Here is a 25,923-nt window from a genome sequence, read left to right on the forward strand (position 1 = left end):
AGCCCCAAGCCATGTCCAGGCAGCACGGCTTCACGCTGGTCGAGCTGATGGTGACTCTGCTGGTGCTCGGCATCGCGGCCGGCGGTGTCGGCCTGATGGTCGACAGCGTGCGCGCGCACGATCCACAGGCGGCCATCGATCACCTGCGCCGCGCGCTGGAAACCGCCGCCGCGCGCGCCGAGATCCGCGGCCATCGGCTGGCGCTCGAATTCGCTGCCGACGGCTACCGTTTCGCCGAGCTCGACCGCCACGGCGAATGGCGCCCGCTGGAGACCGATGCGCTGCTGGCGCCGAGGCAACTGCCCGATGGCCTCGACTGGGCCGGCCTGCACATCGGCGGCAAACGCGCCCTCGCCTCGCCGCTGCATCACCGCATCGTCTTCGGCAGCCGGCCGCCGCGCTACCGCCTGCAACTGCGTCACGGCAACACCCTGCACACGCTCGACGGCGACATGAGCGGCCGCGTGCGGCACGGCACCGCACGGCCGCCGGCATGAAAGCGATGAGACATCCCGCCGCCGGTTTCACGCTGCTCGAAACCCTGGTCGCGCTCGCCATCGTCGCCCTCGCGCTGAGCGCTGCGACACGCGCGATGGGCGGCACCGTCGCCGCCGCCGCCAGCCTGCGCGAGCACACACTGGCGGCCTGGGTGGCGGAAAACCGCCTCGCCGAACTGCGCGCCGGCCAGGCCTGGCCGGCCATCGGCCAGCGCCGTGGGGACAGCATGATGGGGAGGCAGCGCTACCGCTGGACCGAAACGGTCAGCGGCACGCCGAATCCGCTGTTTCGCCGAGTGAAAGTCGAGGTTCACGCCGCCGACGGCAGACCGCTGGCGAGCATGACCGGCTTCGCCGTGAGGCCGCCGCGATGAACGCCACGACCGCCGCACAACGCGGCCTGACCCTGATCGAAGTGATGGTCGCCCTGGCCGTGTTCGCGGTGCTGGGCGTGCTGACCTGGCAAGCCAGCAGCCAGCTTGCCGATGCACGCCAGCACGTCGGCGCCGAATTCGAACGCTGGCGCGCGATTTCCAGCGCCACGCACCGCATCGGCAACGAGCTGCAGCAGATCGTGCCGGCAGCCGGTGCGCTGCGGCTGGACACCGGCGGCACTTCAGGCATGGCCGGCACGCTGGATTTCACCATGCCGGCAGGACAGGACGGCCTGCCCGCTCGCGCCCGCTTCCTGCTGACCGAGCGCAGGCTCGAATGGTGGATGTGGGACGGTAGTAACCTTAGCGCCGCACCCGAGCGGCTGACGCTGCTGGACGAGGTCGATGCCGTGCGCTGGCGCTTCCTGCACGAGGGCCGCTGGTACGACAGCTGGCCGCAGCAGGACGCGGCCACTGCGCCGCCGCTGCCGGCAGCGGTCACGCTGGAGCTGGATCTTCCCGATGCCGGCACGCTGCTGCGGACCTATGCGCTGCGCTGAGCGACTGCGCAAATGCCAGCGCGGCGCCGCCATCATCCTCGCGCTGCTGGCCGCCAGCCTGGCGGCGATGCTGGCGGCGGCTGCGCTCGCCGATTTCGGCCACGCCTACGACATCCACGCCGGCCGCCACGAGCAGGCCCAGTCGCGCCAGCTCGCCCTCGGCGCAGTGGACTGGGCGCGCAGCGTGCTGGCGCAGGACGGACGCAACAGCAGCAGCGACCACCCGGGCGAAGCCTGGGCGATCCGGATTCCGCCGACGCCGATCGACGGCGACCCCGCCGCAGGCATCATCGGCGGCCACATCAGCGAGCTGTCGGGGCGCTTCGACCTCAATGCGCTGCACCCCTCGCGGCGCCTGCACGGAGCTGCACGGACACATTGCGAGCGGCTGTTCGGCCTCGTGCTCGGCGATGCGGGGACCGCAACACGGCTGGTGCATGCGCTCGATGTCCATCTGCGCACACCGCCTTCGTCAACCGAAACAGGCATATCGGCAAATGGCAAACCGGCGGCCCGCTACGGCCCGCTGCTGGCTTCGGTCGACGAGTTGCTGCGCCTGCCGGGCTTCGATGCCGACATTCTCGCCGCACTGGCGCCGCACCTGGCCGCACTGCCCGCCGGTGCGCCGATCAACGCCAACACCGCCACGCCGGAAGTGCTCGCAGCAGTCGTCGAAGGGCTGCCTCTCGACCAGGCCCGCCTGCTCGCCGCCGAGCGTGAACGCATCTGGTATCGCAATCCCGGCGATTTCCGCGCCCGCCTCGGCGAAGGTGCGGTGCCGCCCGGCCGCGAGGTGCTCGACGTGCGCAGCCGCTACTTCCGCGTCGACATCCATGCCGCCTACGGCGAGGCCGTGACCCGCCTGCATGCGCTGCTCGAGCGCGAACGGAACTGGCCGACTCTTCTCTGGTACCGCTACGAATGAAATCCCGCCTCACGCTGCTGATCCCCGAACACTGGCCACGCATACCCGAATGCGAGTGGCGCCTGAGCATGCGCGACGGTAGCAGCCAGCACGGCCGCAGCGCCCCCCGGCACTGGCCGGCGGCGGACGAACACGTCGCCATCCTCGACGGCGCCCAGACCCGGCTGCTGAGCGTCACCGTGCCGCCGGGCAAGCGCAAGGGCCGCCCGGCGCTGATCGCCTATGCGCTCGAAGCCCGGCTTGCGCGCGACGTCGACCACGAGCACCTCACCGTCATCGCCGAATCCTCTGGCAGCGGCGGCGCGACCAGTGAAAGCACAGGCGATACGACGAACGGCAGCGGCAATCCGGCTGCACGGCGGCTCGAGCTGCTGGTGGTCGATGCCGCCCGCCTGCGCCGGATCTGCGCCCAGTTCGACGCCCTCGAACGGCCCCTGCAGCGCGCAGTGAGCATCTTCGAATGCCTCGCGGCCAGCGCCGAATGCTGGCAGCTGGCAAGCGGCGACAGCCGCAGCATGGCGCTGCGCACCGGCGGCGGCGACGCGCTCGCCCTTGATCTACCGCCCCCCGGCCTTGCCGCCGTCGACAAGGATGGAGAGCCTGGAAACGGCGAAGATGAAAATAACGGCGGCAGCGGCGACGGGCGGACGGCAGCCATCGCCGACTTGCTGGCCCTCGCCCTTGCCGACCCGGGCAGCCGCATGCCGCAGCGTATCGAACTCGCCTTCGTGCCGCCGCTGCCACCGGCCTGTTGCGACACCCTCGCCCGACGCACCGGCGTCGCCATGCAGCCGATCGATTTCGCTGCGGTATGGGCACGCAGCGCACAGGCGCATACGCTGCTGCACGGCGGCTTCACACCCAAAACTGGCGCTGGCGCCGGCTTGTGGTCCCGGCTGCGCTGGCCTGTCCTCACCGCCGCTGGCGCCTTGGCGCTGGCCGGCATCATCACGGTTGCCAGCCTGCTCGCCGACCGCACCGAACTCGCCCGGCTGGAGCAGCGCCAGGCACGGGTGTTTGCCGGCGCCCTGCCCGGCATGCCCGCCGTCGCGCCGGCACGCCAGCTTCAGCGCGCCTTGCGCGATGCGCGCCGCATGCTGGGAGAACTGGTCGAAGACGACATGCTGTCGATGCTCGGCGCCGTCGTCGACGCAAGCGGCACCCTGCCCACCGCCTTCAGCTATCGCGACCGGAGCCTGAGCGTCGACCTGCCGGCCGCGTCCTCCGCCACACCCGGCACCGCCACCCCGTCGAACCCGGCACTCGGCACCCGTCTCGTCCGGCGCGGCTTCACGGTGGAAGCGGAAGGCGACGGCCAGCGGCTGACGCTGTCTCCGGCCCCTTGATTCCATGCCTTTTCCGGCCCGCCCCTCCCCGGTTTCCACCACTCGGCTCCGCTCCCGGCCCACTGCATCGATGCAGTTCCTTTCCGTCCAGCCCGTGATCGCCGCCCCGGCAACATTCCATCCGATCCCGATATCGCGCTAGCCCATATGAGAACCCTGATGACTTTCACTCCCGCCGAACGCTGCCGCATGATCGTACAGCGCCTGTCTCCACGCGAACGGCGCGCCCTGCGAGCCGCCCTCGCGGTCGTGCTGGCGGCGGTCCTGCTGCTCGGCACCGAAAGCCTGCTTGCCGAGCGGGAACGCCTGGATCGCCAGCTTCCGCTGCTCGCCGAAAGCCTCGTGCGCATGGAGCGCAACGCAGCCGAACTCGCCCGGTTGCGCCAGGCGCCACGCACGCTCGCCGCGGCCGATGCCGCGCTGCTGGGCGCCAGCGCCACTTCGCACGGCCTCGAAGTCGACATCGAAGTCGGCGGCGACCAGGCTTTCCACATCGCTGGCCACGCTGCTCTCCCCCTCCTGCTGCCCTGGCTGGGAGAAATCCACGCCGAATACGGCCTGCGCGTCGTGGAGATGCAGTTCGACGGCGCTGCGGGCAGCCGCTACACCGCCGTGCTCGACCGCGACGGCATGACGCGCTGATGCGGACGCTGGCCTCTTCCCCAGCCTTGCGCGCACTGTGTCTGACGGGCTTGGTGGCGGGCTTCGCCATCGCCTGCGCACCGGCCTCGCTGCTGGACCGCGGCATGGAGCGCGTGAGCGAAGGCCGCATCCGGCTGAGCACCGGCCAGGGCACGCTGTGGCGCGGCAGCGGCCTGCTGGTCGAGCGCGAGGCAGGCAATTTCCGCCCCTGGGCCGACATTACCTGGCGCTTCGACTTCGGCGAGCTATGGCGAGGCCGCATCGCGCTTGCGCTTGCCGTCGACGAGCAGCCTCCCGCCAGGCTGCTCGTCTCGCCACGCGGTTTCGACCTCGAGCTGCCCGGCACCAGCCTGCCGCTGGCGCCACTGCTACGAACCCTGCCCCATCCGGCCGCCCGCCTCGGCTGGGACGGCAGGCTGCATGCCGGCGGCAGGCTGGAACACTGCAGTTGGGCATTCGCCTGCGATGGTCGGCTGCAGCTCACGCTGGCCGCCCTGTCGCTGGACGTGCTGCCGGATGCGCGCTTGGGAAGCTACACACTCGACGCCGATGCCGGCGCCGGCAGCCTGCGGCTCGCCCTCGCCAGCGACGAACACAACCGGCTGACGGCCACCGGCAAGGTCGACGTGAAGCCGGACGGACGCAGCCAGGGCGAGATCACCCTGGCTGGCGAGCGCGAGCTGCTGCGCCAGATCGGTGCGATGACTGCCGACCTCGCGCGCCCGGCTGCGGACGGTGCGCTGCGCGTCACCTGGTGAGTTGCCGCGCCCGCAGCACACAGCGGTAAGGAAAGCTTCACCGTGTCGTAACGCGGCATGACGAGAATCCTCGCTCGCTGGATCCCAACCTGGAGAAATGAAGCCAATGAACAAGCTTGAAATGCTCGAAGATCTGCCGAGCAACACTTCCGACAACGAGCACTTCCAGGCCGTTGTCGAACGCGCCGTCAGCCGCCGCGGCTTCCTGAAAAGCGGGCTGGGGCTGTCGGCCGCCGTTTTCCTGGCGGGCTCGCTGTCGGCCTGTAACAGCGATGACGACGACGATGACGACGTCGCCGAAACCCCGCAGGAACCGGCTTCGCTGCTCGGCTTCCAGGCGATCCCGATCTTCACCGGCGACGACGTGCGCATTGCCGCCGGCTATACCGCCACCGTGTTCGCGCCCTGGGGCACGCCGCTGTTCGCCGGCGATCCGGCGTGGCAGAACGGCCGCGACGATGCCGCCGCCCAGGCCCGCCAGGTCGGCGACAACCACGACGGCATGCACTTCTTCCCGCTGACCGAAGGCAACAGCGACGAAGGCCTGCTGGTGATGAACCACGAATACGTCACCACCAGCGGCGCTGCGACCTACACCTGGCTGTTCGGCACCCAGGACACCACGATCACCACGCTCGACCAGGCCGACAAGGCGATCAACGCGCACGGCGTGTCGGTGATCCACATCGCCAGGAATGCCGCGGGCAAGTGGGAAATCAAGCTCGGCTCGCGCTACAACCGCCGCATCACCGCCGCCACGCCGATGCGCCTGACCGGCCCGGCGGCCGGCGATGCGCTGCTGCAGACCAGTGCCGACCCCACCGGCACCCTCGTGCTGGGCACTTTCAACAACTGCGGCAACGGCTGGACGCCGTGGGGCACTTACCTCGCCTGCGAGGAAAACTTCAACACCTACTTCGGCACCACCATCGCCGGTGACGGCCGCAGCGCCGCGCAGAAGCGCTACGGCCTGTCCTCCGGCGCAACCGCCTATGGCTGGGAGCTGTTCCACGACCGCTTCGACTACAAGAAGGAGCCGAACGAATCCAACCGCTTCGGCTGGATCGTCGAAATCGACCCCTTCGATGCCGAATCGACGCCGAAGAAGCGCACCGCGCTGGGCCGCATCAAGCACGAGAACGCTGCCTACCGCATCGCCGCAGACGGCACCGTGGTGGTCTATATGGGTGACGACCAGGCCGACGACTACATCTACAAGTTCGTCTCGGATGGCAAGTACGTTGCCGGCGACCAGCGCAACAACGCCAACCTGCTCGACTCGGGCGAGCTCTATGTGGCGAAGTTCAAGTCTGGCGCGGCCAGCGGCGACTTCATGGGCGATGGCGAATGGGTGCTGCTCGACCGCAATGCCACGCCGGAACTGGCCGGCTTCGCCAACCAGGCCGAAGTGCTGATCCACGCCCGCCTCGCCGGCGATGCGGTCGGCGCCACCAAGATGGACCGCCCCGAATGGGTCGCGGTGCATCCGGACAGCGGCGAAGTCTATGTCACGCTGACGAACAACTCGGGCCGCAGCGTCACCGACGAAGCCAACCCGCGCGCACAGAACCGCTACGGCCAGATCGTGCGCTGGCGCGAAACCGGCAACGATCCGAAGGCGACCACCTTCGAATGGGACATCTTCGTGCTCGCCGGCAACCCGGTGAAATACACCGACCGCAGCGACTTGAAGTCCGGCTCGGCCAACGTCACCGCCGACAACACCTTCAACAGCCCCGACGGCCTCGGCTTCGACCCGGACGGCCGGCTGTGGATCCAGACCGACGGCAACTACAGCAACGCCGGCGAATACGAAGGCCAGGGCAACAACCAGATGCTGTGCGCCGATCCGGTCAGCAAGGAAATCCGCCGCTTCTTCGTCGGCCCGAAAGAGTGCGAGGTGACCGGATTGAGCTTCACCCCGGACGGCAGGACGATGTTCATCAACATCCAGCACCCGGGCGAGGACGGCGACAGCCACTGGCCGGACGGCGGCACTTCGGTGCCGCGCTCGGCGACCATCGTCATCACCAAGGATGACGGTGGCGTGATCGGCAGTTGAGGCTGAAGAGGGCTGGCCCGGCGGCCGGATCGGCACCTCGTCGGAAAAACGCCCGGACCATGCGGTACCGGGCGTTGCTGCATCGATAACTTGTTCAAAGCTCCCAGGGGCAGTGCGCAGCGAGATCGAGCATGCCCTCCGGGGCGCTCCGAGGGCAAGCCAGTCCTGCCCGACCCGGCCCTATTCGACCCGATGCGCCTCGGCCAGGTAGTCGCGTGTGCGCATTTCGATCAGGCGGCTGACGGTGCGCACGAACTCGTGCGCATTCTGGCCTTCGGTATACAGCTCGTAGGCGGGCGCCTCGGCGCTGACGATGAGCTTGACGCGGTGGTCGTAGAGCACGTCGATCAGCCAGGTCAGGCGCCTGGCCTCGGAGGCGTCCGACGGCGACATCTTCGGCACCCGGGACAGCAGCAGCGTGTGGTGTTCGCGCGCGATCTCGAGATAGTCGTTCTGCGAACGTGCGCCGCGGCAAAGCGTGTCGAAGTCGAACCAGATCACCCCCGGCGCCTTGCGCACCACCTTGAGCTTGCGCTCGAGGATCTCGACCTCGCCGGTTTCGCCCTGCCCGCCGGCGAGGCGGACGAAGTCCTCCTCGAGCTTGCGCTCGGCAGTGGCATCGTGCGGCACCAGGAAGATCTCCAGCGTCTCCAGCGTGCGCAGGCGGTAGTCGGTACCGTCATCGACTTCGATGACGTCGAAGTTCTTCTTGATGAACTCGATGGTCGGCAGGAAATTGACCCGCATCAGGCCGTTCGGATACAGCCCGTCGGGCGGGTAGTTGGTGGTCATCACGAAGATGACGCCGCGCGCGAACAGCGCTTCCAGCAGGCGGCCGAGGATCATCGCGTCGGCGATGTCGGAGACGTGGAATTCGTCGAAGCACAGCAGCCGGGTCTGCGCCGCGATGCGGTCGGCGACCTTCTGCAGCGGATCGGGCTCGTTGTTGAAGCGCTTCAGGTCGTTCTGCACTTCCTGCATGAAGGCATGGAAATGCACGCGGCGCTTGCGCTGGTAGGGCACGCAATCGAAGAAGCAGTCCATCAGGAAGCTCTTGCCGCGCCCCACGCCGCCCCAGAAATACACGCTGCGCGGCATCTTCGGCCGCGCGAACAGCTTGCGCAGCGTGCCGCGGCGAGCCGCCTTGAAGCCCACCAGTTCGGTGTAGAGCGCTTGCAGGCGCTGCACCGCGCCGCGCTGGGCGGGGTCGGACTTGAAGCCGCGTGCCGCGAGCTGGGCCTCGTAGGCGTCGATCATCCCGCGCTCGGGGACGTTGAGGGTGCGATGGGGCATGGGTGAAAGCGGGGGAGCTTGACGGGAAAAAGGGGTGAGTGCGGGACAGTCCCCGCGTCTCACCCCTCCTGGTGCTGCAGGTCGATCAGAAGTGCAGCGGGCGCTTGTCGCAGGCCAGCGCCGCTTCATGCACCACTTCCGACAGCGTCGGGTGGGCGTGGCAGATGCGTGCCAGGTCTTCGCTGCAGCCGGCGAACTCCATCGCCACCACGGCTTCGGAGATCAGCTCCGAGGCATTGGCGCCGATGATGTGCACGCCGAGGATGCGGTCGGTGTTGGCGTCGGCCAGCATCTTGACGAAGCCGGTCGGGTCGCCCATGCCGAGCGCACGGCCGTTGGCGAGGAAGGGGATCTTGCCGACCTTGTAGGCGACGCCCGCGGCCTTGAGCTGCTGCTCGGTCTTGCCGACCCAGGCGATCTCGGGGCTGGTGTAGATGACCCACGGCACGGTGTCGAAATTGCAGTGGCCGGCCTGGCCCGCCATCAGCTCGGCGACCATCACCGCCTCTTCCATCGCCTTGTGCGCCAGCATCGGGCCGCGCACCACGTCGCCCACCGCCCACACGCCGGGCAGGTTGGTGCGGCAGTGGTCGTCGACTTCGATCATGCCGCGCTCGGTGATCTTCAGGCCGACGGCATCCGGGTTCAGCCCTTCGGTGTTCGGCACGCGGCCGACCGACACGATCAGGCGGTCGGCTTCGAGCTTCTGGTCGGCGCCGTCCTTGTCCTTGTAGTTGATCGTGACGCCCTTCTTGCCGACCTTGACCTCGCCGATCTGGACGCCGAGCTTGATCTTGAGGCCTTGCTTGGTGAAGACCTTGAGCGCTTCCTTGGCGACGTCCTGGTCGGCGGCGGCGAGGAAGTCGGGCATGGCTTCGAGCACGGTGACGTCCGCACCCACGCGGCGCCACACCGAACCCATCTCGAGGCCGATCACGCCGGCACCGATCACTGCGAGCTTCTTCGGCACGGCGTCGATGTCGAGCGCGCCGACGTTGTCGCAGACGATCCTGTTGTCGACCGGGATGCCCGGCAGGTGGCGCGGCGCCGAGCCGGTGGCGACGATGACCTGCTTGGCGACGATCAGCTCTTCGCCGACCTTGACGTGCCAGCCGGCGTCGCCCTTGCCGGCGAAGGCGCCGTGGCCGTTCAGCAGCGTGACCTTGTTCTTCTTGAACAGGCCCTTGATGCCGCCGGTGAGCTGATCGACGATGCCGCTCTTGCGCGCGATCATCTTGGCGACGTCGATCTTCGGCGTGCCGACGCTGATGCCCTGGCTCTCGAAGCCGTGGCCGGCTTCCTCGAACAGGTGCGAGGTGTGCAGCAGCGCCTTGGACGGAATGCAGCCGACGTTCAGGCAGGTGCCGCCCAGGCGGGGTTCACCCTTGGGGTCGGCATAGGGGTTGGATTCGCAGCATGCGGTCTTGAAACCGAGCTGGGCGGCACGGATGGCCGCGACATAGCCGCCGGGGCCGCCGCCGATGACGAGGACGTCGAATTCTTGGGACATTCATCTCTCCTGCGAAAAAACGGGGCGCCACCCCATCGCACGGCTCCAGGCCCTGCGGTGGAATGCGCCCCGGTTCGTGTGGTTTAGACGTCGAGGATCAGGCGGGCCGGATCTTCCAGCGCTTCCTTCATCGTCACCAGGCCCAGCACGGCTTCACGGCCATCGATGATGCGGTGGTCGTAGGACATCGCCAGGTAGTTGATCGGACGGATCACGACCTGGCCGTTCTCGGCCACCGGACGATCCTTGGTGGCATGGATGCCGAGGATCGCCGACTGCGGCGGGTTGATGATCGGGGTCGACATCATCGAGCCGAACACGCCGCCGTTGGAGATCGAGAAGGTGCCGCCGGACAGGTCGTCGAGCGACAGCTTGCCGTCCTTGGCCTTCTGGCCGAACTCGGCGATCTTCAGCTCGATGTCGGCGATCGACATCGATTCGGCGTTGCGCAGGATCGGCACCACCAGACCGCGCGGCGAACCGACCGCGATGCCGATGTCGATGTAGCCGTGGTAGACGATGTCGTTGCCGTCGACCGAGGCGTTCAGGATCGGGTACTTCTTCAGCGCGGCCACGGCGGCCTTGACGAAGAAGCCCATGAAGCCCAGGCGCACGCCGTGGGCCTTCTCGAACTTGTCGCCGTACTGCTTGCGCAGCGCCATCACCGGCGCCATGTTCACTTCGTTGAACGTGGTCAGGATGGCGTTTTCGTTCTTCGACTGGATCAGGCGTTCGGCGATGCGGGCGCGCAGGCGGGTCATCGGCACGCGCTCTTCCGGACGGTCGCCGACGGCGGCGATCACCGCGGGCGCGGGCGCGGCGGCGGCAGCCTTCGGCTGGGCGGCGACGGCGTCGCCCTTGGTGACGCGGCCGCCACGGCCGCTACCGGCGACATCGGCGGCGGCGATGCCCTTCTCGTCGAGGATCTTGCGCGCGGCCGGGCTCGCGGCACCGGCGGCCGACGACGCGGCAGCAGCCGGCGGCGCAGTCACCGCGGGAACCGGTTCGGCGGCGGGCGCAGCACCTGCGGCGGCCTTGGCTTCGGTGTCGATGCGGGCGATCAGTTCGCCCGAGGTCACGGTATCGCCATCGTTCTTGACGATCTCGACCAGTACGCCGTCGGCCGGCGCCGGCGTCTCGAGCACGACCTTGTCGGTCTCGATGTCGATCAGGTTCTCGTCGCGCGAGACGGCGTCACCCACCTTCTTGTGCCAGGACACGAGGGTGGCTTCGGAAACGGATTCGGAAAGCTGCGGTACTTTCACTTCGATCAGCATGGAGTTCTCTCCCTGTTCGTTCTATCGGTTCTGGGACATCAGTTCGGCGACTGCGGCGTGGTGTCGCGGATCGGGCCGAAGGCGTTCTCGATGACGGCCTTCTGCTGCTCGTTGTGCTTGGCGTAGTAGCCCACCGCCGGCGATGCCGAGGCCGGGCGGCTGACCAGCAGCAGCTTGCGCTTGGTGCCGAGCACGTTGACCAGATGCTGGCGCGAAGCGAGCCAGTACCAGGCGCCCTGGTTGCGCGGTTCTTCCTGGCACCAGACGACTTCCTTGGCGTTCGGGAACTGCTCGATCGCCTTGCCGAAGGCTTCCGCCGGGAAGGGATAGAGCTGTTCGACACGCACCAGCGCGGTATCGGTGATGTTGTTGTCGCGGCGGTGCGCCAGCAGTTCGTAGTAGATCTTGCCCTGGCACAGCACCACGCGCTTGACCTTCTTCGGGTCGAGGTTCTCGACCTCCGGAATCACCGTCTGGAAGTGGCCGTTGGCCAATTCGTCGATCGACGAGATCGCTTCCTTGTGGCGCAGCAGCGATTTCGGCGTGATGATGATCAGCGGCTTGCGCAGGCGGCGCACCATCTGGCGGCGCAGCAGGTGGAAGATCTGGGCCGGCGTCGTCGGCACCGCGATCTGCCAGTTGTTCTCGGCGGCGAGGCTGATGAAACGCTCGGGACGGGCCGACGAGTGTTCCGGCCCCTGCCCTTCGTAGCCGTGCGGCAGCATCATCACCAGGCCCGACAGGCGGCCCCACTTGGCTTCGCCCGAGCTGATGAACTGGTCGATGACGACCTGGGCGCCGTTGACGAAGTCGCCGAACTGGGCCTCCCAGACCACGAGCTCGTTGGGTTCGGTGGTGGAGTAGCCGTATTCGAAGGCCAGCAGCGCCTCCTCGGACAGCACCGAGTCGTAGCACTGGAAGCGGGCCTGCCCTTCCTGGATGTGATCCAGCGGCTTGTAGGTGCCTTCGTCCCAGCGCTCGCGGCGCTGGTCATGCAGCGCCGCATGACGGTGGAAGAAGGTACCGCGATTGACGTCTTCGCCCGAGACGCGCACACCGTAGCCCTGCGCGAGCAGGCTGGCGTAGGCCAGGTTCTCGCCCATGCCCCAGTCGAGCGGCAGTTCTCCGCGCGCCATCGCGGCGCGGTCGTCGATGATCTTCTTGACCCGCGAATGCACTGCGAAGCCTTCGGGTACGGTGCTCAGGCGTTCGCCGAGACGCTTGATTTCCTGCACCGGAATGGCGGTCTCGGCTGCGTCGGTATAGGGCTGCTTCAGGAAAGGCGTCCAGTCCACCGAGAACTGGCGGTTGTGGCCCGACAGCACCGGGTTGTACAGCAGCTCGCCGCGGTCCAGGTGCTCGCGGTATTCGGCGATCATCTTCTCCGGGTCGTCGGCGCCGATGCTGCCTTCGGCCACCAGGCGGTCGGCGTAGAGCTTGCGCGTGCCCGGGTGCTTCTGGATGTTGCGGTACATCAGCGGCTGGGTGACCATCGGCTCGTCCTGCTCGTTGTGGCCGAGCTTGCGGAAGCAGACGATGTCGACGACCACGTCCTTCTTGAACTCCTGGCGGAATTCGACCGCCAGCGCGGTGACGAAGGCCACCGCTTCGGGATCGTCGCCATTGACGTGGAAGATCGGCGCTTCGACCATCTTGAAGATGTCGGTGCAGTACAGCGAGGAACGGTAGTCGCGCGGATCGGAAGTGGTGAAGCCGATCTGGTTGTTGATGACCAGGTGCACCGTACCGCCCGTACCGTAGCCGCGGGTCTGGGAGAAGTTCAGCATTTCCTGGTTGACACCCTGGCCGGCGACGGCGGCGTCACCGTGGATCAGCACCGGCAGCACCTGGCCCTTGTCGGCGTCGCCACGGCGGATCTGGCGCGCATAGACCGAACCGGCCACCACCGGGTTGATGATTTCCAGGTGGGACGGGTTGAAGGCCAGCGTCAGGTGCATCGGGCCGCCCGGCGTCATGACGTCGCTGGAGAAGCCCATGTGGTATTTCACGTCGCCCGCGGTCAGGTCGGCAGCGGCCTTGCCCTCGAACTCCGAGAACAGCATCGACGGCGACTTGCCCAGGGTGTTGACCAGCACGTTGAGGCGGCCGCGGTGGGCCATGCCGATCACGGTTTCGGCCACGCCCAGGCTGCCGCCGACGCGGACAATCTCGTCCATCGCGACGATGGCGCTTTCACCGCCTTCCAGCGAGAAGCGCTTCTGGCCGACGTAGCGGGTATGCAGATAGCGTTCGAGCGTTTCCGCGGCAGTGGTGCGTTCGAGGATGCGCTTCTTGATCTCGACGGAGAACTTCGGCGTGCCGCGCACGCTCTCCAGCCGGCTCTGGATCCAGCGCTTCTGCGCGATGTCGGAGATGTACATGTACTCCGAACCGATCGCGCTGCAGTAGGTCTGGCGCAGCGCTTCGAGGATCTCGCGCAGGCTGGCGCGTTCGGTCGAGAAGCCGTGGAAGGAGCCGACATTGAAGCTCTTCGACAGGTCGGCTTCGGTGAAACCGTAGTAGGACGGCTCGAGCTCGGCGATCTGCGGGCGCTCGGTACGCTTGAGCGGATCGAGGTTGGCCCAGCGGTTGCCCAGGAAGCGGTAGGCGTTGATCAGTTGCAGCACCGAAACCTGCTGCTTGTCCTCGCCTTCTCCGGCGACCACGGTGCGGACCGGACCGCGCTTGGCCATCTGTTCGAAAGCCGCGATCACCGGGCCGTGCGCGACGTCGCGCGCCACGACGCCGGGCTGGCTCTGCAGCTGGTCGAAATAGTTGCGCCATTCGTCCGAAACGGAGCCCGGATCGGCGAGATAATTCTCGTACTGCTCTTCGATGAACGGCGCGTTCGAGCCGAACAAATGCGAGGTCTGTTCGAGTTGCTTCATCATGATGAAAGCCACCTGTATTTTGTCTGTTTCGCTGCTTGCAGGTAATGCGGTGATCGGAGAAACCGTCGATCGAGCCCCGATGACAAAACGGGATGAACGCGCGCACGCGTTCATCCCGCTGTTCGTCAGGTTCGGCGATGTCTCCCTCCCCTCTCCATCGTCTCTTACGGACGCTGTGCGATCGCCGGAACGTCGCGCCGCGCCGCGCCGGTGTAGAGCTGGCGCGGGCGGCCGATCTTGTATTCCGGATCGGTGATCATTTCTTCCCACTGGGTGATCCAGCCCACCGTCCGCGCCAGGGCGAAGATGCAGGTGAACATGGAGGTCGGGATGCCCAGCGCCTTCTGCACGATGCCCGAGTAGAAGTCGACGTTCGGGTAGAGCTTCTTCTCGACGAAGTACTCGTCTTCCAGCGCGATCTTTTCCAGCTCCATCGCCAGCTTGAACAGACGATCGTTTTCAAGGCCAAGCTCGGCCAGCACTTCGTTGCAGACCTTGCGCATCAAGGTCGCACGCGGATCGAAGTTCTTGTAGACGCGGTGGCCGAAGCCCATCAGCTTGAAGCTGTCGTTCTTGTCCTTGGCGCGCGCGATGTATTCGTTGACGCGCGAGACGTCGCCGATCTCTTCCAGCATGTTCAGGCAGGCTTCGTTGGCGCCGCCATGCGCCGGACCCCACAGGCAGGCGATGCCGGCCGAGATGCAGGCGAAGGGGTTGGCACCGGAAGAGCCCGCCAGACGCACCGTGGAGGTGGAGGCGTTCTGCTCGTGGTCGGCATGCAGCGTGAAGATGACGTCGAGCGCGCGCACCAGCACCGGGTTCGGCTCGTACTTCTCGCACGGCGTGCCGAACATCATGTGCATGAAGTTGGCGGTGTAGTCGAGGTCGTTGCGCGGGTACATGAAGGGCTCGCCCTTGTTGTACTTGTAGGCCATCGCGACGATCGTCGGCAGCTTGGCGATCAGGCGGTTGATCGAGATGCTGCGGTGCTCGGCGTCGGAGAAGTCCAGCGCCTCGTGGTAGAAGGCCGACAGCGCGCCGACGACGCCGACCATGACCGCCATCGGGTGCGCATCGCGGCGGAAACCCGAGTAGAACTTCGTCATCTGGTCGTGCAGCATGGTGTGCCGCTTGATCGTGGTCTCGAAATCCGCTTTCTGCCCGGCATTCGGCAGTTCGCCGTTCTTCAGCAGGTAGGCGACTTCGAGGAAATTGCATTTCTCGGCCAGTTGCTCGATCGGATAGCCGCGATACAGCAGTTCGCCCTTGTCGCCATCGATGAAGGTGATGTTCGACTTGCAACTCGCAGTCGACAGGAAGCCCGAGTCGTAGGTGAACAGGCCGGTCTTGCCGCCCAGGGTGCGGATGTCGATGACATCCGGGCCATGGGTGCCGGTCATCACCGGAAATTCGACGGTCTTGCCATCGACGGTCAGCGTTGCAGTGCGTTCAGTGCTCATAGATCGTCCCTTCTACTAGCCGGTTTAACTGCTTGTCGTATCGTGATCCTGTCTGCTGCGTCAGGGCTGACGCAGCAGACCGATCATCTCCTTCCAGCGGTCCGTCTCACATGCCTTGCTGCCATTGACCATGGCCCAGAGGTCGTGGTCCTCACAACGCAGCAGGTCGTCCAGATCCGCGATCTGATCGTCGCCGAGACGATCGAAATGCCGCTCCAGGAAGCGCTCGAACACGAGATCGAGCTCGAGCAAGGCCCGACGACACTGCCAGCGGACACGCCCCCTGTTGATGCTCATATGCCAACCTCGTCCTCAGACCGCACGGCGGACCATCATATCCTTGATCTTGCCGATCGCGCGGGTCGGATTCAGACCCTTCGGACAGACGTCGACACAGTTCATGATGGAGTGGCAGCGGAACAGGCGGTACGGATCTTCGAGGTTGTCGAGACGCGCATTGGTGTCCTGGTCACGGGTGTCGGCCAGGAAGCGGTAGGCGGCAAGCAGGCCGGCCGGGCCGACGAACTTGTCCGGGTTCCACCAGAACGACGGGCAGGACGTCGAGCAGCAGGCGCACAGGATGCACTCGTACAGGCCGTTGAGCTCCTCGCGGTCGTCCGGCGACTGCAGGCGTTCGCGCTCGGGCGGCGGGTCGTTGTTGACCAGGTAGGGCTTGATCGAGTGGTACTGCTTGAAGAACTGCGTCATGTCGACGATCAGGTCGCGGATGACCGGCAGGCCGGGCAGCGGGCGCAGCGTGATCGGCTGCTGCAGGCTGTCGACGTCGGTCAGGCAGGCCAGACCATTCTTGCCGTTGATGTTCATCGCGTCCGAACCGCACACGCCTTCGCGGCAGGAACGGCGGAACGACAAGGTGTCGTCCTTGGTCTTGAGGCGGACCATGGCGTCGAGCAGCTTCTTGTCGGAAGCTTCCAGCTCGACCGAGATGTCCTGCATGTAGGGCTTCTCGTCCTTGTCCGGATCGTAGCGATAGATCTTGAAGTGAACGGTACGCTTGCTCATGTCGTTTGTTCTCCCGCGCTCAATAGGTGCGCTTGGCGAGCGCGATGGGTTCCACGTCGTCGGACAGCGGCTTCAGGTTCACCGGCTTGTAGTCGAGGCGGTTGCCGTCGCGGTACCACAGCGTGTGCTTGAGCCAGTTCTTGTCGTCGCGGCCGTTGGGGTTCTCTGCCGTGTCCGGTGCGTCGTCGCGGACGTGGGCGCCGCGCGATTCCTTGCGCGCCTCGGCCGAGATCATGGTCGCCTTGGCGACTTCGATCAGGTTGTCCAGTTCCAGCGCCTCGGTGCGGGCGGTGTTCCACACCTTGGACTTGTCGCCGATCTCGGTGTGCAGCGACTGCTCGGCCACTTCGAGGATGCGGGTGACGCCTTCGGTCAGCAATTCGTTGAAGCGGAACACGCCGGCGTGCTTCTGCATCGTGCGCTGCATGGCCAGACGCACTTCATGCACGTCGGTACCGTTCTTCTGGTTTTCCAGACGGGCGATGCGCGCCAGCGACATGTCGGCGGCGTCGTCGGGCAACGGCTTCAGCGTCAGGTTGCCGGACTGGAAGTCCTCGACCACGGTCTCGCCGGCGGACTTGCCGAACACCAGCAGGTCGAGCAGCGAGTTCGTGCCCAGGCGGTTGGCGCCGTGCACCGAGGCGCAGGCGCACTCGCCGGCAGCGTAGAAACCCTGCACCGGCACGTTCGGGTTGCCGTCCTTCGGCACCACGACCTGGCCCTTGTAGTTGGTCGGGATGCCGCCCATCTGGTAGTGGCAGGTCGGCACGACCGGGATCGGCGCCTTGATCGGGTCCACACCGGCGAACTGGATCGAGATCTCGCGAATGCCGGGCAGGCGCTTCATGATGGTCTCGGGCGACAGGTGGGTGATGTCGAGCAGCACGTGGTCCTTGTCCGGACCGCAACCGCGACCTTCGTTGATCTCGGTCACCATCGAGCGCGACACCACGTCGCGCGAGGCCAGATCCTTCAGGTTGGGCGCGTAGCGCTCCATGAAGCGCTCGCCGGAGTCGTTGCGCAGGATGCCGCCTTCGCCGCGCACGCCTTCGGTGATCAGCACGCCCGCGCCGGCCACGCCGGTCGGGTGGAACTGCCAGAACTCCATGTCTTCCAGCGGGATGCCGGCACGCGCCGCCATGCCCAGGCCGTCACCGGTATTGATGAAGGCGTTGGTGGAGCTGTAGAAGATGCGGCCCGCACCGCCGGTGGCGAAGATCGTCGCCTTGGCGTGGAAGATCGAGACTTCGCCGGTTTCCATCTCGATCGCGGTGACGCCGAGCACGTCGCCTTCGCTGTTGCGGATCAGGTCGAGCGCATTCCATTCGACGAAGAACTGGGTGTTGGCGCGCACGTTGCGCTGGTACAGCGCATGCAGCATGGCGTGGCCGGTACGATCGGCGGCTGCACAGGAGCGCATCACCGGCGCCTGGCCGTAGTTCATCGAGTGGCCGCCGAAGGGGCGCTGGTAGATCTTGCCGTTGTCGGTACGGTCGAAGGGCATGCCATAGTGTTCGAGTTCGATGACGACCTCGTTGGCCTTCTTGACCATGAATTCGATGGCGTCCTGGTCACCCAGCCAGTCCGACCCCTTCACGGTGTCGTACATGTGCCAGTGCCAGTTGTCCTCGGTGGTGTTTCCCAGCGAGGCGGCCACACCGCCCTGCGCCGCAACCGTGTGCGAGCGCGTCGGAAAGACCTTGGTCAGCACGGCCGTCTTCAGGCCGGCTTCGGACAGTTGCAGGGCAGCGCGCAGGCCAGCACCACCCGCGCCGACGATGACTGCATCAAAGGTACGCTTGGCGACGTTCACGCTTACAGCCTCCAAAGAATCTGGGCCACCCAGCCGGCATAGCCGACGAGCAGGAAGAGAGTGACGAGATGCAGCGACAGGCGCAGGCCGTCCGGCTTGACGTAATCCATCCAGATGTCGCGCACGCCGATCCAGGCGTGGTAGAACAGCGACAGGAAGAACAGGAAGCTCAGGAAGCGGAAGGGGCCGCTGGAGAACAGGCCGCTCCAGGCCTCATAGCTGAACTCGGACAGAGTCAGCGTACAGACCGCGAAGATGATCGTGTAGATGGCCATGAAGACCGCAGTGGCACGCTGCGCGATCCAGTCCTTCAGACCGTAGTGCGCACCGACAGGTTGACGCCTCACCATAGTTTCACCCCGATGATCACGGTGAGCGCGATGCTCACGATCAGAACGATGCGCGACGAATTGCGCGCGGCCTGAAGTTCCGTTCCCTTGTGCAGGTCGAGCAGCAGGAAGCGGATGCCGGCACAGAAGTGGTGCATGTAGGCCCACAGCAGACCCAGCAGCAGCAGCTTGGCCAGCGGGTGCCCCACCACTGCGCTGAAGGTCTCGAAGGTCTCGGGCGAGCCGAGGCTGCGATCGAGCAGATACAGCAGGAAAGGCAGCAGCAGGAACAGGCCCGCGCCGCTGATCCGGTGAAGGATCGAGACGATACCCGGCAGCGGCAGCCGGATCTGATTCACGGCCAGATGCTTCGGCCGCTGTTTGTGTACAGTCACTTCTGACATGAAGACTCCCCTCTACATGTACGACGAAAGATCCGCCGTCGACTTCGAAAATACGTACACCGTTATACGTAATCAGTAATTATAGCGCCCTCGCCCGGTGCGTCATTACGTCAATTCAACTCATTCAGATAAAAGTGCTCGGCCGTCGAATAGAGGCCGCGCCGCCATTCGACCGGCTTGTCGCCGTAGGTGTAGGTGACCCTCTCGACCGACAACAGCGGCGTGCCTTCGGCGACCTTCAGCGCCTCGCTGGCATTGCGGTCGGCGGCAACGGCACGGATGCGTTCCTGCGCCCGGATCATGCGCAGACCGAAACGGGTCTCGAACAGGCTGTACAGGGAACCGTTCCAGTCCTGCAGCACTTCCGAAGTCAGCCCCTGGAAGATTTCCCCGGGCAGATAGATTTCGTCGATCACCACCGGTTTGGTCGAGAACTTCAGCAACCGGCGGACGATGATGATCGGCGCCCCGGGCTCGATGCCCAGCATGCGCGAGGCTTCCTGGCCGGCCTTGGCCCGCCAGCAGTCCAGCGGTACGCTCTGCGGCTGCGACAGATCGCCATCCATCGGCACCAGGCGCAGGAAACGGAACAGGGCCCTCGGATCATTGTGCGAGGCAACGTAAGTGCCCTTCCCCTGCTTGCGGACGAGCAGGTTCTCGGCAGCCATTTCATCGATCGCCTTGCGAACGGTGCCCTGCGACACGCTGAAGCGCGCCGCCAGCTCCTGCTCGCTCGGAATCGCCTGGCCAGGCCGCCACTCACCGGACTCGAGAGCCTGAAGAATCAGGGTCTTGATCTGGCGGTAAAGCGGGCTGAAAGTAGGAGCTTCCCGTGACATGCGCGCATTTGAGCACAAAAAATACAAGTCGTCCATACCTCGTCTTATGTCTTATATAAGATAAAAGACATGATTTGACAGCTCCGGCATTTCTTCTTAGTATTCCCGCGCCCCTGATGCGTGCGACGCGAATGTCCGGCATGATGCGCCGGAATCCACGCCCCATGCAGCCGGGGCACGAATTCTCGATACCGCCATCACAGACCGTCTTCTTTATAGAGGGAGTATTCACATGAGCAAAGCCCCCATGCGCGTCGCAGTCACCGGCGCCGCCGGCCAGATCGGCTACAGCCTGCTGTTCCGCATCGCCAGCGGTGAAATGCTGGGCAAGGACCAGCCCGTGATCCTGCAATTGCTCGACCTGCCCCAGGCCCAGAAGGCCGTGAAGGGTGTGATGATGGAGCTGGAAGACTGCGCCTTCCCGCTGCTGGCCGGCATGATCGCCACCGACGACCCCAACGTCGCCTTCAAGGACGCCGACGTCTGCCTGCTGGTCGGCGCCCGTCCGCGCGGCCCCGGCATGGAACGTGCCGACCTGCTGACCGCCAACGGCGCGATCTTCACCGTGCAGGGCAAGGCCATCGCCGAAAACGCCAAGGAAGACGTGCGCGTGCTGGTCGTCGGCAACCCCTGCAACACCAACGCCTACATCGCCCGTTCGGCCGCGATCAAGGTCGGCCGCACCAACCCGAACAACTACCACGGCATGCTGCGCCTGGACCACAACCGCGCACTGTCGCAACTGGCAGCCAAGTCGGGCCGCCCGGTGTCGTCGCTGAAGAAGATGGTCGTGTGGGGCAACCACTCGCCGTCGATGTACGCCGACTACCGCTTCTGCGAATCGAACGGCGACAGCGTCAAGGCGCTGATCAACGACCACGCCTGGAACAACGACGTCTTCCTGCCCACCGTCGGCAAGCGCGGCGCCGCCATCATCGAAGCCCGTGGCCTGTCCTCGGCTGCCTCGGCCGCCAACGCCGCCATCGACCACGTGCGCGACTGGGTGCTGGGCTCGGACGACTGGGTCACCATGGGCGTGCCGTCGGACGGCTCCTACGGCATCCCCGAAGGCGTCGTGTTCGGCTTCCCCTGCGAAGCCAGGAACGGCCAGTTCAAGATCATCCAGGGCCTGGAGATCGACGAGTACTCGCAAGGCAAGATCAACGCCACGCTGAAGGAACTCGAAGAAGAGCGTGCCGCCGTTGCCGACATGCTGAAGTAAGACCGCAACGCGGCCTGCGGGCCGCGTCTGCACCGGGCCGCGGGGTAGAATCCGTGGCCCTTTTTGTTTCCCGTGCCGCCTTCGAGGAGAACCCGCATGCGCCTGCACCCTGCCGATGTCCTGTTCGCCGGCGAAAAGCCCTTCCCCGCCCTGCCCGCGGTCGACCACTACGCCGGCGCCGAGAAGCTGATGCTCAAGGCACTCAAGCTGCAGCAGGAGCTCGGCCCGGTGTTCGACATCACCTGCGACTGCGAGGACGGCGCACGCGCAGGCGCCGAAGCCGAGCACGCACGCATGGTGGTGGGCGTGGTGAACGGCGCCGAGAACCACTTCGGCCGCGTCGGCGCGCGCATCCACGACATCACCCACCCGCACTGGATGCAGGATCTCGACATCCTGGTGCGCGGCGCCGGCCAGCGGCTGGCTTTCATCACCCTGCCCAAGGTCCGCTCGGCCGCCGATGCCGCCGCCCAGATCGAGGAGCTGCGCCGCATCGAGGCCGCCTGCGGCAGCGTGCGCGCACTGCCGGTGCACGTGCTGATCGAAACCCACGGTGCGCTGCGCGAAGCCTGGGAGATCGCCGCCCTCGACGGCGTCGAATCGCTCGACTTCGGCCTGATGGATTTCGTCTCCGGCCACCACGGCGCCATTCCCGGCAGCGCGATGAAGAGCCCGGGCCAGTTCGAGCACCCGCTGGTCACCCGCGCCAAGACCGAAATCTCCGCCGCCGCGCTCGCCAACGGCGTCGTGCCCTCGCACAACGTCACCACCGAACTGCAGGACGTCGCCGTCATCCGCCACGACGCCGAGCGCGCACGCCGCGAATTCGGCTACCTGCGCATGTGGAGCATCCACCCCAACCAGATCCTGCCGATCGTCGCCGCGATGCAGCCGGACTTCTCCGAAGTCGAGGAAGCCGCCGAGATCCTGATCGCCGCCCAGGATGCCGACTGGGGGCCGATCCAGCATGGCGGACGGCTGCACGACCGCGCCTCCTACCGCTATTACTGGGAACTGCTGCAGCGTGCGCGCAATACCGGCATGGAGTTGCCGGGCGAGGCACGTCAGCGTTTCTTTGCCGCCTGAGTCCGCCGCAGCACGAGCATTCCGATCACGTCCATGCAAGCTCCCAGCAAGGTGCCGGGCGCTGCCGGCTCCACGCATCTCGAGGCCGGCACGCCCTCGCCAGCGGCTGGGTGGGACGGCGCGCGGGCGAGCGGCGCGCACTGGCCTCGGCGCTCTACCTGTCGAGCTACTACCTCGGCGCCAGCGTCATCGGCAGCCTCGCCGGCACCGCGTGGACGGCCGGACACTGGCCCGGCCTCGCCGCGCTGCAGGGGATCTGCGTGCTCGGGACCGGCGCGGTCGCGCTCCGGCTGCGCCGCCTGCCTGCTTGAGGTTGCCGGACAGGAACGCGCAGGCGCTCGCTCTTCGGCTGGCCGAAAAGCTGCGCAGGCGGCCCGCTTTCTTCCGCCAGGCCCTGGTGCAGGATGGCTGGAGATCTCACGCGCGAACCCCGCGCAGCTTTTTGGCCAGCGCCGCGGCCAGCGTCTCTGCCGCCGGCGGATCGAAGCGGAAGAACAGCTCGGGCTCGATCATCTCGAGCTCCATCAGCCGGAAGCCGCCGCCGTCGCGCACGAAATCCACCCGCGCATACAGCGGCAAGGACGGGCAGGCAGCGACCGCGGCCTCGGCGAAGGCACGCTCGTCCGCTGACGGCGCGTGCGAGTGCACCGTACCGCCATGATCGTCCTGCACACGAAAATCCCCCGCACGCGCGGTCTTGCGGATGGCATGGGTGCAGCGGCCGTCGATCACGATCAGCGACAGCTCGCCGTCGGCGAGGATGGCCGGCTCGAAGCGCTGCACCAGCATCGCCTCCTGCGCCACGCAGCGGGCGAAGACCGGTTCGTGCCCGGCCAGCGAAGCCCGATCCACACGGCAGGTCAGCCGCGCCGCACCCGACACCGCCGGCTTGAAGACGATCTCGTCCCAGCCCTGCGCCGCCATGATCGACGCCAGCGTCATCGCCTCGCCGCGCTCGACGAAGCACGTCGGCGCGATCGCCACGCCACGTGCCGCCAGGTCGGCCAGATAATGCTTGTCGACGTTCCAGCGGATCAGGCCGGCGTCGTTGAACAGGCGCGTCTGCGCCGACACCGCGTCCAGCCAGCGCGAGAACTCGGCGAAGCGGTCGAAATAATCCCAGGTCGTGCGGAACAGCAGGCTGCCGCATGCGCGCCAGTCCATCGTCGGATCGGCCCAGGAACGCCGCGCCACGCTGAGGCCCTGTGCCTGCAGCGCTTCAGCCACCAGGCCGTCCTCGCGAGCGATCTGCGCCTGATACCAATCGTCGGGGTCGGGGTGCACGTAACGATCCTCGGTCAGGATCACCACGTCGATCGGCTTGGCAGTCATCGGCGGCTGTGGCGTAATGAAAGGCCGCGATTCTAGCAGCAGCCCCATGCCCCGCTCTCCCATCCCGCTCTCGGTCCTCGATCTCGCCCCCGTCACGTCCGGCAGCACCGCCGCCGACGCACTGCGCAACACGCGCGAGCTCGCCCGGCTCGCCGACCGCAGCGGCTACAACCGCTACTGGCTGGCCGAACACCACAACATGGCGGGCATCGCCAGCGCCGCCACCGCGGTCGTCATAGGCCACGTCGCCGCGCACACCCGGCGCATCCGGGTCGGTGCCGGCGGCATCATGCTGCCCAACCACGCCCCGCTGGTGATTGCCGAACAGTTCGGCACCCTCGAAGCCCTGTTCCCCGGCCGCATCGACCTCGGCCTCGGCCGCGCGCCCGGCACCGACCAGACGACGGCACGCGCACTGCGCCGCAACCTGGGCAACAGCGACGAGACTTTCCCGCAGGACGTGCTGGAACTGCAGAGCTACTTCAAGCCGGCCCAGCCCGGCCAGAAAGTACAGGCCGTGCCCGGCGCCGGCCTGGAGGTGCCGATCTGGCTGCTCGGCTCCAGCCTCTTCAGCGCCGAACTGGCCGCCCACCTCGGCCTGCCCTTTGCCTTCGCATCGCACTTCGCGCCGCGCTTCCTGCTGCGCGCGGTGGACCTGTACCGCAGCCGCTTCCGGCCCTCGGCGGCGCTCGAACGCCCCTACGTCATGGTCGGTGCCAACGCCATCGCCGCCGACACCGACGACGAAGCCCGGCTCCTGTTCAGTTCGCTGCGCAACCGCTTCGCCGGCATCGCCCGCGGCGATCGCGGCCTGCTGCGGCCGCCTGCGCCGGATGAGGAACAGGGCTGGACGCCGGCAGAACGGCGATACGCCGACGAAGCCACCGCCTGCTCGGCGGTCGGCAGCGTCGACACCGTGCGCCGCGGCCTGGAACGACTGATCGCCGAAACCGGCGCCGACGAACTGATCGTCACGGCCCAGATCTTCGATCACGCCGCCCGCTGCCGCTCCTTCGAGATCCTCGCCGAAGCCTGGGAGCTGACCAGCGCTTGAACGGGCGCCGCGCGCTTGCACGCCTATGGGATACTCGGCGCTCGAACCCCGATGGAGGAATCCCATGCAGAAAAACACGCCATCCCGCCTGCTCCGCCCGCTGCTGCACTGCGCCGCCGCAGTGCTGATCGCCACCGGCGCCGGCTTCGCCACGGCGGCCGCCCCCCAGGTCCAGACCCAGGTGCCCGGTTACTACCGGATGATGCTCGGCGACATCGAAGTCACCGCGCTGTACGACGGCGCCATCGAGATCGACACCGGGCTGCTGAAGAACCTGCGCGACGAAGACCGCGACCGCCTGCTCGCGCGCCACTTCCTGCAAGCGCCGAAAGTGCAGACCGCCGTCAATGCCTACCTGATCAACACCGGTGACAAGCTGGTGCTGGTCGATGCCGGCGCCGCCCACCTGTTCGGCCCCTCGCTCGGCCACGTCGCCGGCAATCTGCGCGCCGCCGGCTACGATCCCGCCCAGGTCGATGTCGTGCTGCTGACCCACCTGCACGGCGACCACATCAACGGCCTCATCGACGCCGACGGCAAGGCGGTGTTCGCCAACGCCGAAATCTGGTCGGCCCAAGCCGACAACGACTTCTGGCTGGACGAAGAAGCCGCCGCCAAGGCCGCGCAGGAGGTCCAGCCCTTCTTCAAGATGGCCCGTGACGCCGCCGCGCCCTATCGTGCCAGCGGCCGCTGGCAGACCTTCGGTACCGACCGCGACATCGTGCCCGGCATTGCCAGCGTCGCCGCGCCCGGCCACACGCCGGGCCACAGCGGCTACCTCGTCGGCAGCGGCGAGCACAAGCTGCTGATCTGGGGCGACATCGTGCATAACCACGCGGTGCAGTTCGCCCAGCCCGAGGTCGCAATCGGATTCGACGTGGACAGCGAAGCGGCAGTGGCGACACGCAAGCAGATCTTCGCCCGCTCGGCAGAGGAAAAACTGCTGGTCGGCGGCATGCACCTGCCTTTCCCGGGCATCGGCCATGTCCGCGCCGAAGGTGAGGCTTATGAGTGGGTGCCGCTGGAGTTCGGACCGGTGAATGCCCAATCGGGGGATTGAAGCACGGGCAATGCCCAGGTTCGCAGTTCACGAACTGCGAACCTGCACCTGAACCGGGTACTCGCGACCACGAGACTCGGTAGCAAGATCATGGCCGGCAGAGATCCAGCAGCAACTCCATGCGCTCGACTTTCATCCATACCTCACTCGCGGCTCCTGGAACATT

General features: G+C 66.6%; 24 protein-coding genes and 1 pseudogene. 13 read left to right on the top strand and 12 right to left on the bottom strand.

Annotated features, from left to right (window positions below):
- The first annotated feature begins 11 nt into the window (after positions 1-11).
- From TBU01S_RS10465 to TBU01S_RS10500, 8 genes are all read left to right on the top strand, one after another.
- Entirely contained in the window at positions 12-497 is a 486-nt protein-coding gene (locus TBU01S_RS10465; RefSeq protein ID WP_068636583.1) for a pilus assembly FimT family protein, read from the top strand.
- Positions 494-871 carry a type II secretion system minor pseudopilin GspI gene (gene gspI / locus TBU01S_RS10470; RefSeq protein ID WP_068636584.1) on the top strand — a complete coding sequence of 126 codons (378 nt, stop codon included), beginning with the start codon at positions 494-496 and terminating at the stop codon, positions 869-871. The genes TBU01S_RS10465 and gspI overlap by 4 nt, the downstream gene beginning before the upstream one ends.
- The gene (locus TBU01S_RS10475; protein WP_068636585.1) at positions 868-1,431 is read left to right on the top strand and encodes a type II secretion system protein GspJ; all 564 of its coding nucleotides are present in this window, start codon (positions 868-870) and stop codon (positions 1,429-1,431) included. The genes gspI and TBU01S_RS10475 overlap by 4 nt, the downstream gene beginning before the upstream one ends.
- Positions 1,418-2,356 carry a type II secretion system minor pseudopilin GspK gene (gene gspK / locus TBU01S_RS10480; RefSeq protein ID WP_245650894.1) on the top strand — a complete coding sequence of 313 codons (939 nt, stop codon included), beginning with the start codon at positions 1,418-1,420 and terminating at the stop codon, positions 2,354-2,356. Before TBU01S_RS10475 ends, gspK begins: the two co-directional genes overlap by 14 nt.
- Positions 2,353-3,702 (top strand): type II secretion system protein GspL, encoded by a 1,350-nt coding sequence (gspL, locus tag TBU01S_RS10485; RefSeq protein ID WP_068636587.1) that lies wholly within the window; start codon positions 2,353-2,355, stop codon positions 3,700-3,702. The genes gspK and gspL overlap by 4 nt, the downstream gene beginning before the upstream one ends.
- Before the next feature lie 159 nt (positions 3,703-3,861).
- The gene (locus TBU01S_RS10490; protein WP_068636588.1) at positions 3,862-4,344 is read left to right on the top strand and encodes a type II secretion system protein GspM; all 483 of its coding nucleotides are present in this window, start codon (positions 3,862-3,864) and stop codon (positions 4,342-4,344) included.
- Positions 4,344-5,102, top strand: coding sequence for a type II secretion system protein N (gene gspN / locus TBU01S_RS10495; protein WP_068636589.1), 759 nt, complete (start codon positions 4,344-4,346; stop codon positions 5,100-5,102). The genes TBU01S_RS10490 and gspN overlap by 1 nt, the downstream gene beginning before the upstream one ends.
- A 106-nt stretch (positions 5,103-5,208) precedes the next feature.
- Complete coding sequence (locus TBU01S_RS10500) at positions 5,209-7,164, top strand: PhoX family protein (protein ID WP_068636590.1); 1,956 nt, start codon at positions 5,209-5,211, stop codon at positions 7,162-7,164.
- 180 nt (positions 7,165-7,344) lie between these two features.
- Here the strand turns inward: TBU01S_RS10500 and zapE are convergent, their stop codons facing one another.
- From zapE to TBU01S_RS10555, 11 genes are all read right to left on the bottom strand, one after another.
- A complete protein-coding gene (gene zapE / locus TBU01S_RS10505) occupies positions 7,345-8,457 on the bottom strand; it encodes a cell division protein ZapE (protein ID WP_068636591.1) in 1,113 nt (370 codons plus the stop codon).
- Between the two features lie 85 nt (positions 8,458-8,542).
- Positions 8,543-9,967: a dihydrolipoyl dehydrogenase gene (gene lpdA, locus TBU01S_RS10510; RefSeq protein ID WP_068636592.1), complete on the bottom strand. Its 1,425-nt coding sequence runs from the start codon at positions 9,965-9,967 to the stop codon at positions 8,543-8,545.
- An 83-nt stretch (positions 9,968-10,050) separates the two neighbouring features.
- Positions 10,051-11,244 carry a 2-oxoglutarate dehydrogenase complex dihydrolipoyllysine-residue succinyltransferase gene (gene odhB / locus TBU01S_RS10515; protein ID WP_068636593.1) on the bottom strand — a complete coding sequence of 398 codons (1,194 nt, stop codon included), beginning with the start codon at positions 11,242-11,244 and terminating at the stop codon, positions 10,051-10,053.
- Positions 11,245-11,282: 38 nt separating this feature from the next.
- On the bottom strand, positions 11,283-14,135 hold the full coding sequence (locus tag TBU01S_RS10520; protein WP_068636617.1) for a 2-oxoglutarate dehydrogenase E1 component: 2,853 nt from the start codon (positions 14,133-14,135) through the stop codon (positions 11,283-11,285).
- A gap of 164 nt (positions 14,136-14,299) precedes the next feature.
- Positions 14,300-15,595 carry a citrate synthase gene (gene gltA, locus TBU01S_RS10525; protein ID WP_068636594.1) on the bottom strand — a complete coding sequence of 432 codons (1,296 nt, stop codon included), beginning with the start codon at positions 15,593-15,595 and terminating at the stop codon, positions 14,300-14,302.
- Between the two features lie 60 nt (positions 15,596-15,655).
- Positions 15,656-15,892, bottom strand: a complete 237-nt coding sequence (locus TBU01S_RS10530) for an FAD assembly factor SdhE (protein WP_068636595.1) — start codon at positions 15,890-15,892, stop codon at positions 15,656-15,658.
- A 15-nt stretch (positions 15,893-15,907) separates the two neighbouring features.
- The gene (locus TBU01S_RS10535; protein WP_068636596.1) at positions 15,908-16,618 is read right to left on the bottom strand and encodes a succinate dehydrogenase iron-sulfur subunit; all 711 of its coding nucleotides are present in this window, start codon (positions 16,616-16,618) and stop codon (positions 15,908-15,910) included.
- Positions 16,619-16,637: 19 nt separating this feature from the next.
- Positions 16,638-18,431: a succinate dehydrogenase flavoprotein subunit gene (sdhA, locus tag TBU01S_RS10540; protein ID WP_068636597.1), complete on the bottom strand. Its 1,794-nt coding sequence runs from the start codon at positions 18,429-18,431 to the stop codon at positions 16,638-16,640.
- Between the two features lie 2 nt (positions 18,432-18,433).
- Positions 18,434-18,781, bottom strand: coding sequence for a succinate dehydrogenase, hydrophobic membrane anchor protein (gene sdhD, locus TBU01S_RS10545; RefSeq protein ID WP_068636598.1), 348 nt, complete (start codon positions 18,779-18,781; stop codon positions 18,434-18,436).
- A complete protein-coding gene (gene sdhC, locus TBU01S_RS10550; RefSeq protein ID WP_068636599.1) occupies positions 18,775-19,164 on the bottom strand; it encodes a succinate dehydrogenase, cytochrome b556 subunit in 390 nt (129 codons plus the stop codon). Before sdhC ends, sdhD begins: the two co-directional genes overlap by 7 nt.
- Positions 19,165-19,274: 110 nt before the next feature.
- On the bottom strand, positions 19,275-20,003 hold the full coding sequence (locus TBU01S_RS10555; protein WP_068636600.1) for a GntR family transcriptional regulator: 729 nt from the start codon (positions 20,001-20,003) through the stop codon (positions 19,275-19,277).
- Positions 20,004-20,235: 232 nt separating this feature from the next.
- Here TBU01S_RS10555 and TBU01S_RS10560 point away from each other — a divergent pair, with 232 nt between their 5' ends.
- The 3 genes and pseudogenes from TBU01S_RS10560 to TBU01S_RS10570 form a co-directional block, all read left to right on the top strand.
- Positions 20,236-21,225, top strand: a complete 990-nt coding sequence (locus TBU01S_RS10560; protein WP_068636601.1) for a malate dehydrogenase — start codon at positions 20,236-20,238, stop codon at positions 21,223-21,225.
- 96 nt (positions 21,226-21,321) lie between these two features.
- A complete protein-coding gene (locus TBU01S_RS10565) occupies positions 21,322-22,311 on the top strand; it encodes an HpcH/HpaI aldolase/citrate lyase family protein (protein WP_068636602.1) in 990 nt (329 codons plus the stop codon).
- Positions 22,312-22,400: 89 nt separating this feature from the next.
- Positions 22,401-22,622, top strand: a pseudogene (locus TBU01S_RS10570) (MFS transporter); the annotation flags it as partial.
- A 106-nt stretch (positions 22,623-22,728) separates the two neighbouring features.
- Here the strand turns inward: TBU01S_RS10570 and TBU01S_RS10575 are convergent.
- Positions 22,729-23,643: an ATP-grasp domain-containing protein gene (locus TBU01S_RS10575; RefSeq protein ID WP_068636618.1), complete on the bottom strand. Its 915-nt coding sequence runs from the start codon at positions 23,641-23,643 to the stop codon at positions 22,729-22,731.
- Positions 23,644-23,689: 46 nt separating this feature from the next.
- Between TBU01S_RS10575 and TBU01S_RS10580 the strand changes: the two genes are divergently transcribed.
- Both TBU01S_RS10580 and TBU01S_RS10585 read left to right on the top strand, forming a co-directional pair.
- Complete coding sequence (locus tag TBU01S_RS10580) at positions 23,690-24,697, top strand: LLM class flavin-dependent oxidoreductase (RefSeq protein ID WP_068636604.1); 1,008 nt, start codon at positions 23,690-23,692, stop codon at positions 24,695-24,697.
- A gap of 64 nt (positions 24,698-24,761) precedes the next feature.
- A complete protein-coding gene (locus tag TBU01S_RS10585; RefSeq protein ID WP_068636605.1) occupies positions 24,762-25,757 on the top strand; it encodes an MBL fold metallo-hydrolase in 996 nt (331 codons plus the stop codon).
- The last annotated feature ends 166 nt before the right edge of the window (positions 25,758-25,923 follow it).

It is taken from the genome of Thauera butanivorans NBRC 103042 (assembly GCF_001591165.1).
GTDB lineage: Bacteria > Pseudomonadota > Gammaproteobacteria > Burkholderiales > Rhodocyclaceae > Thauera > Thauera butanivorans.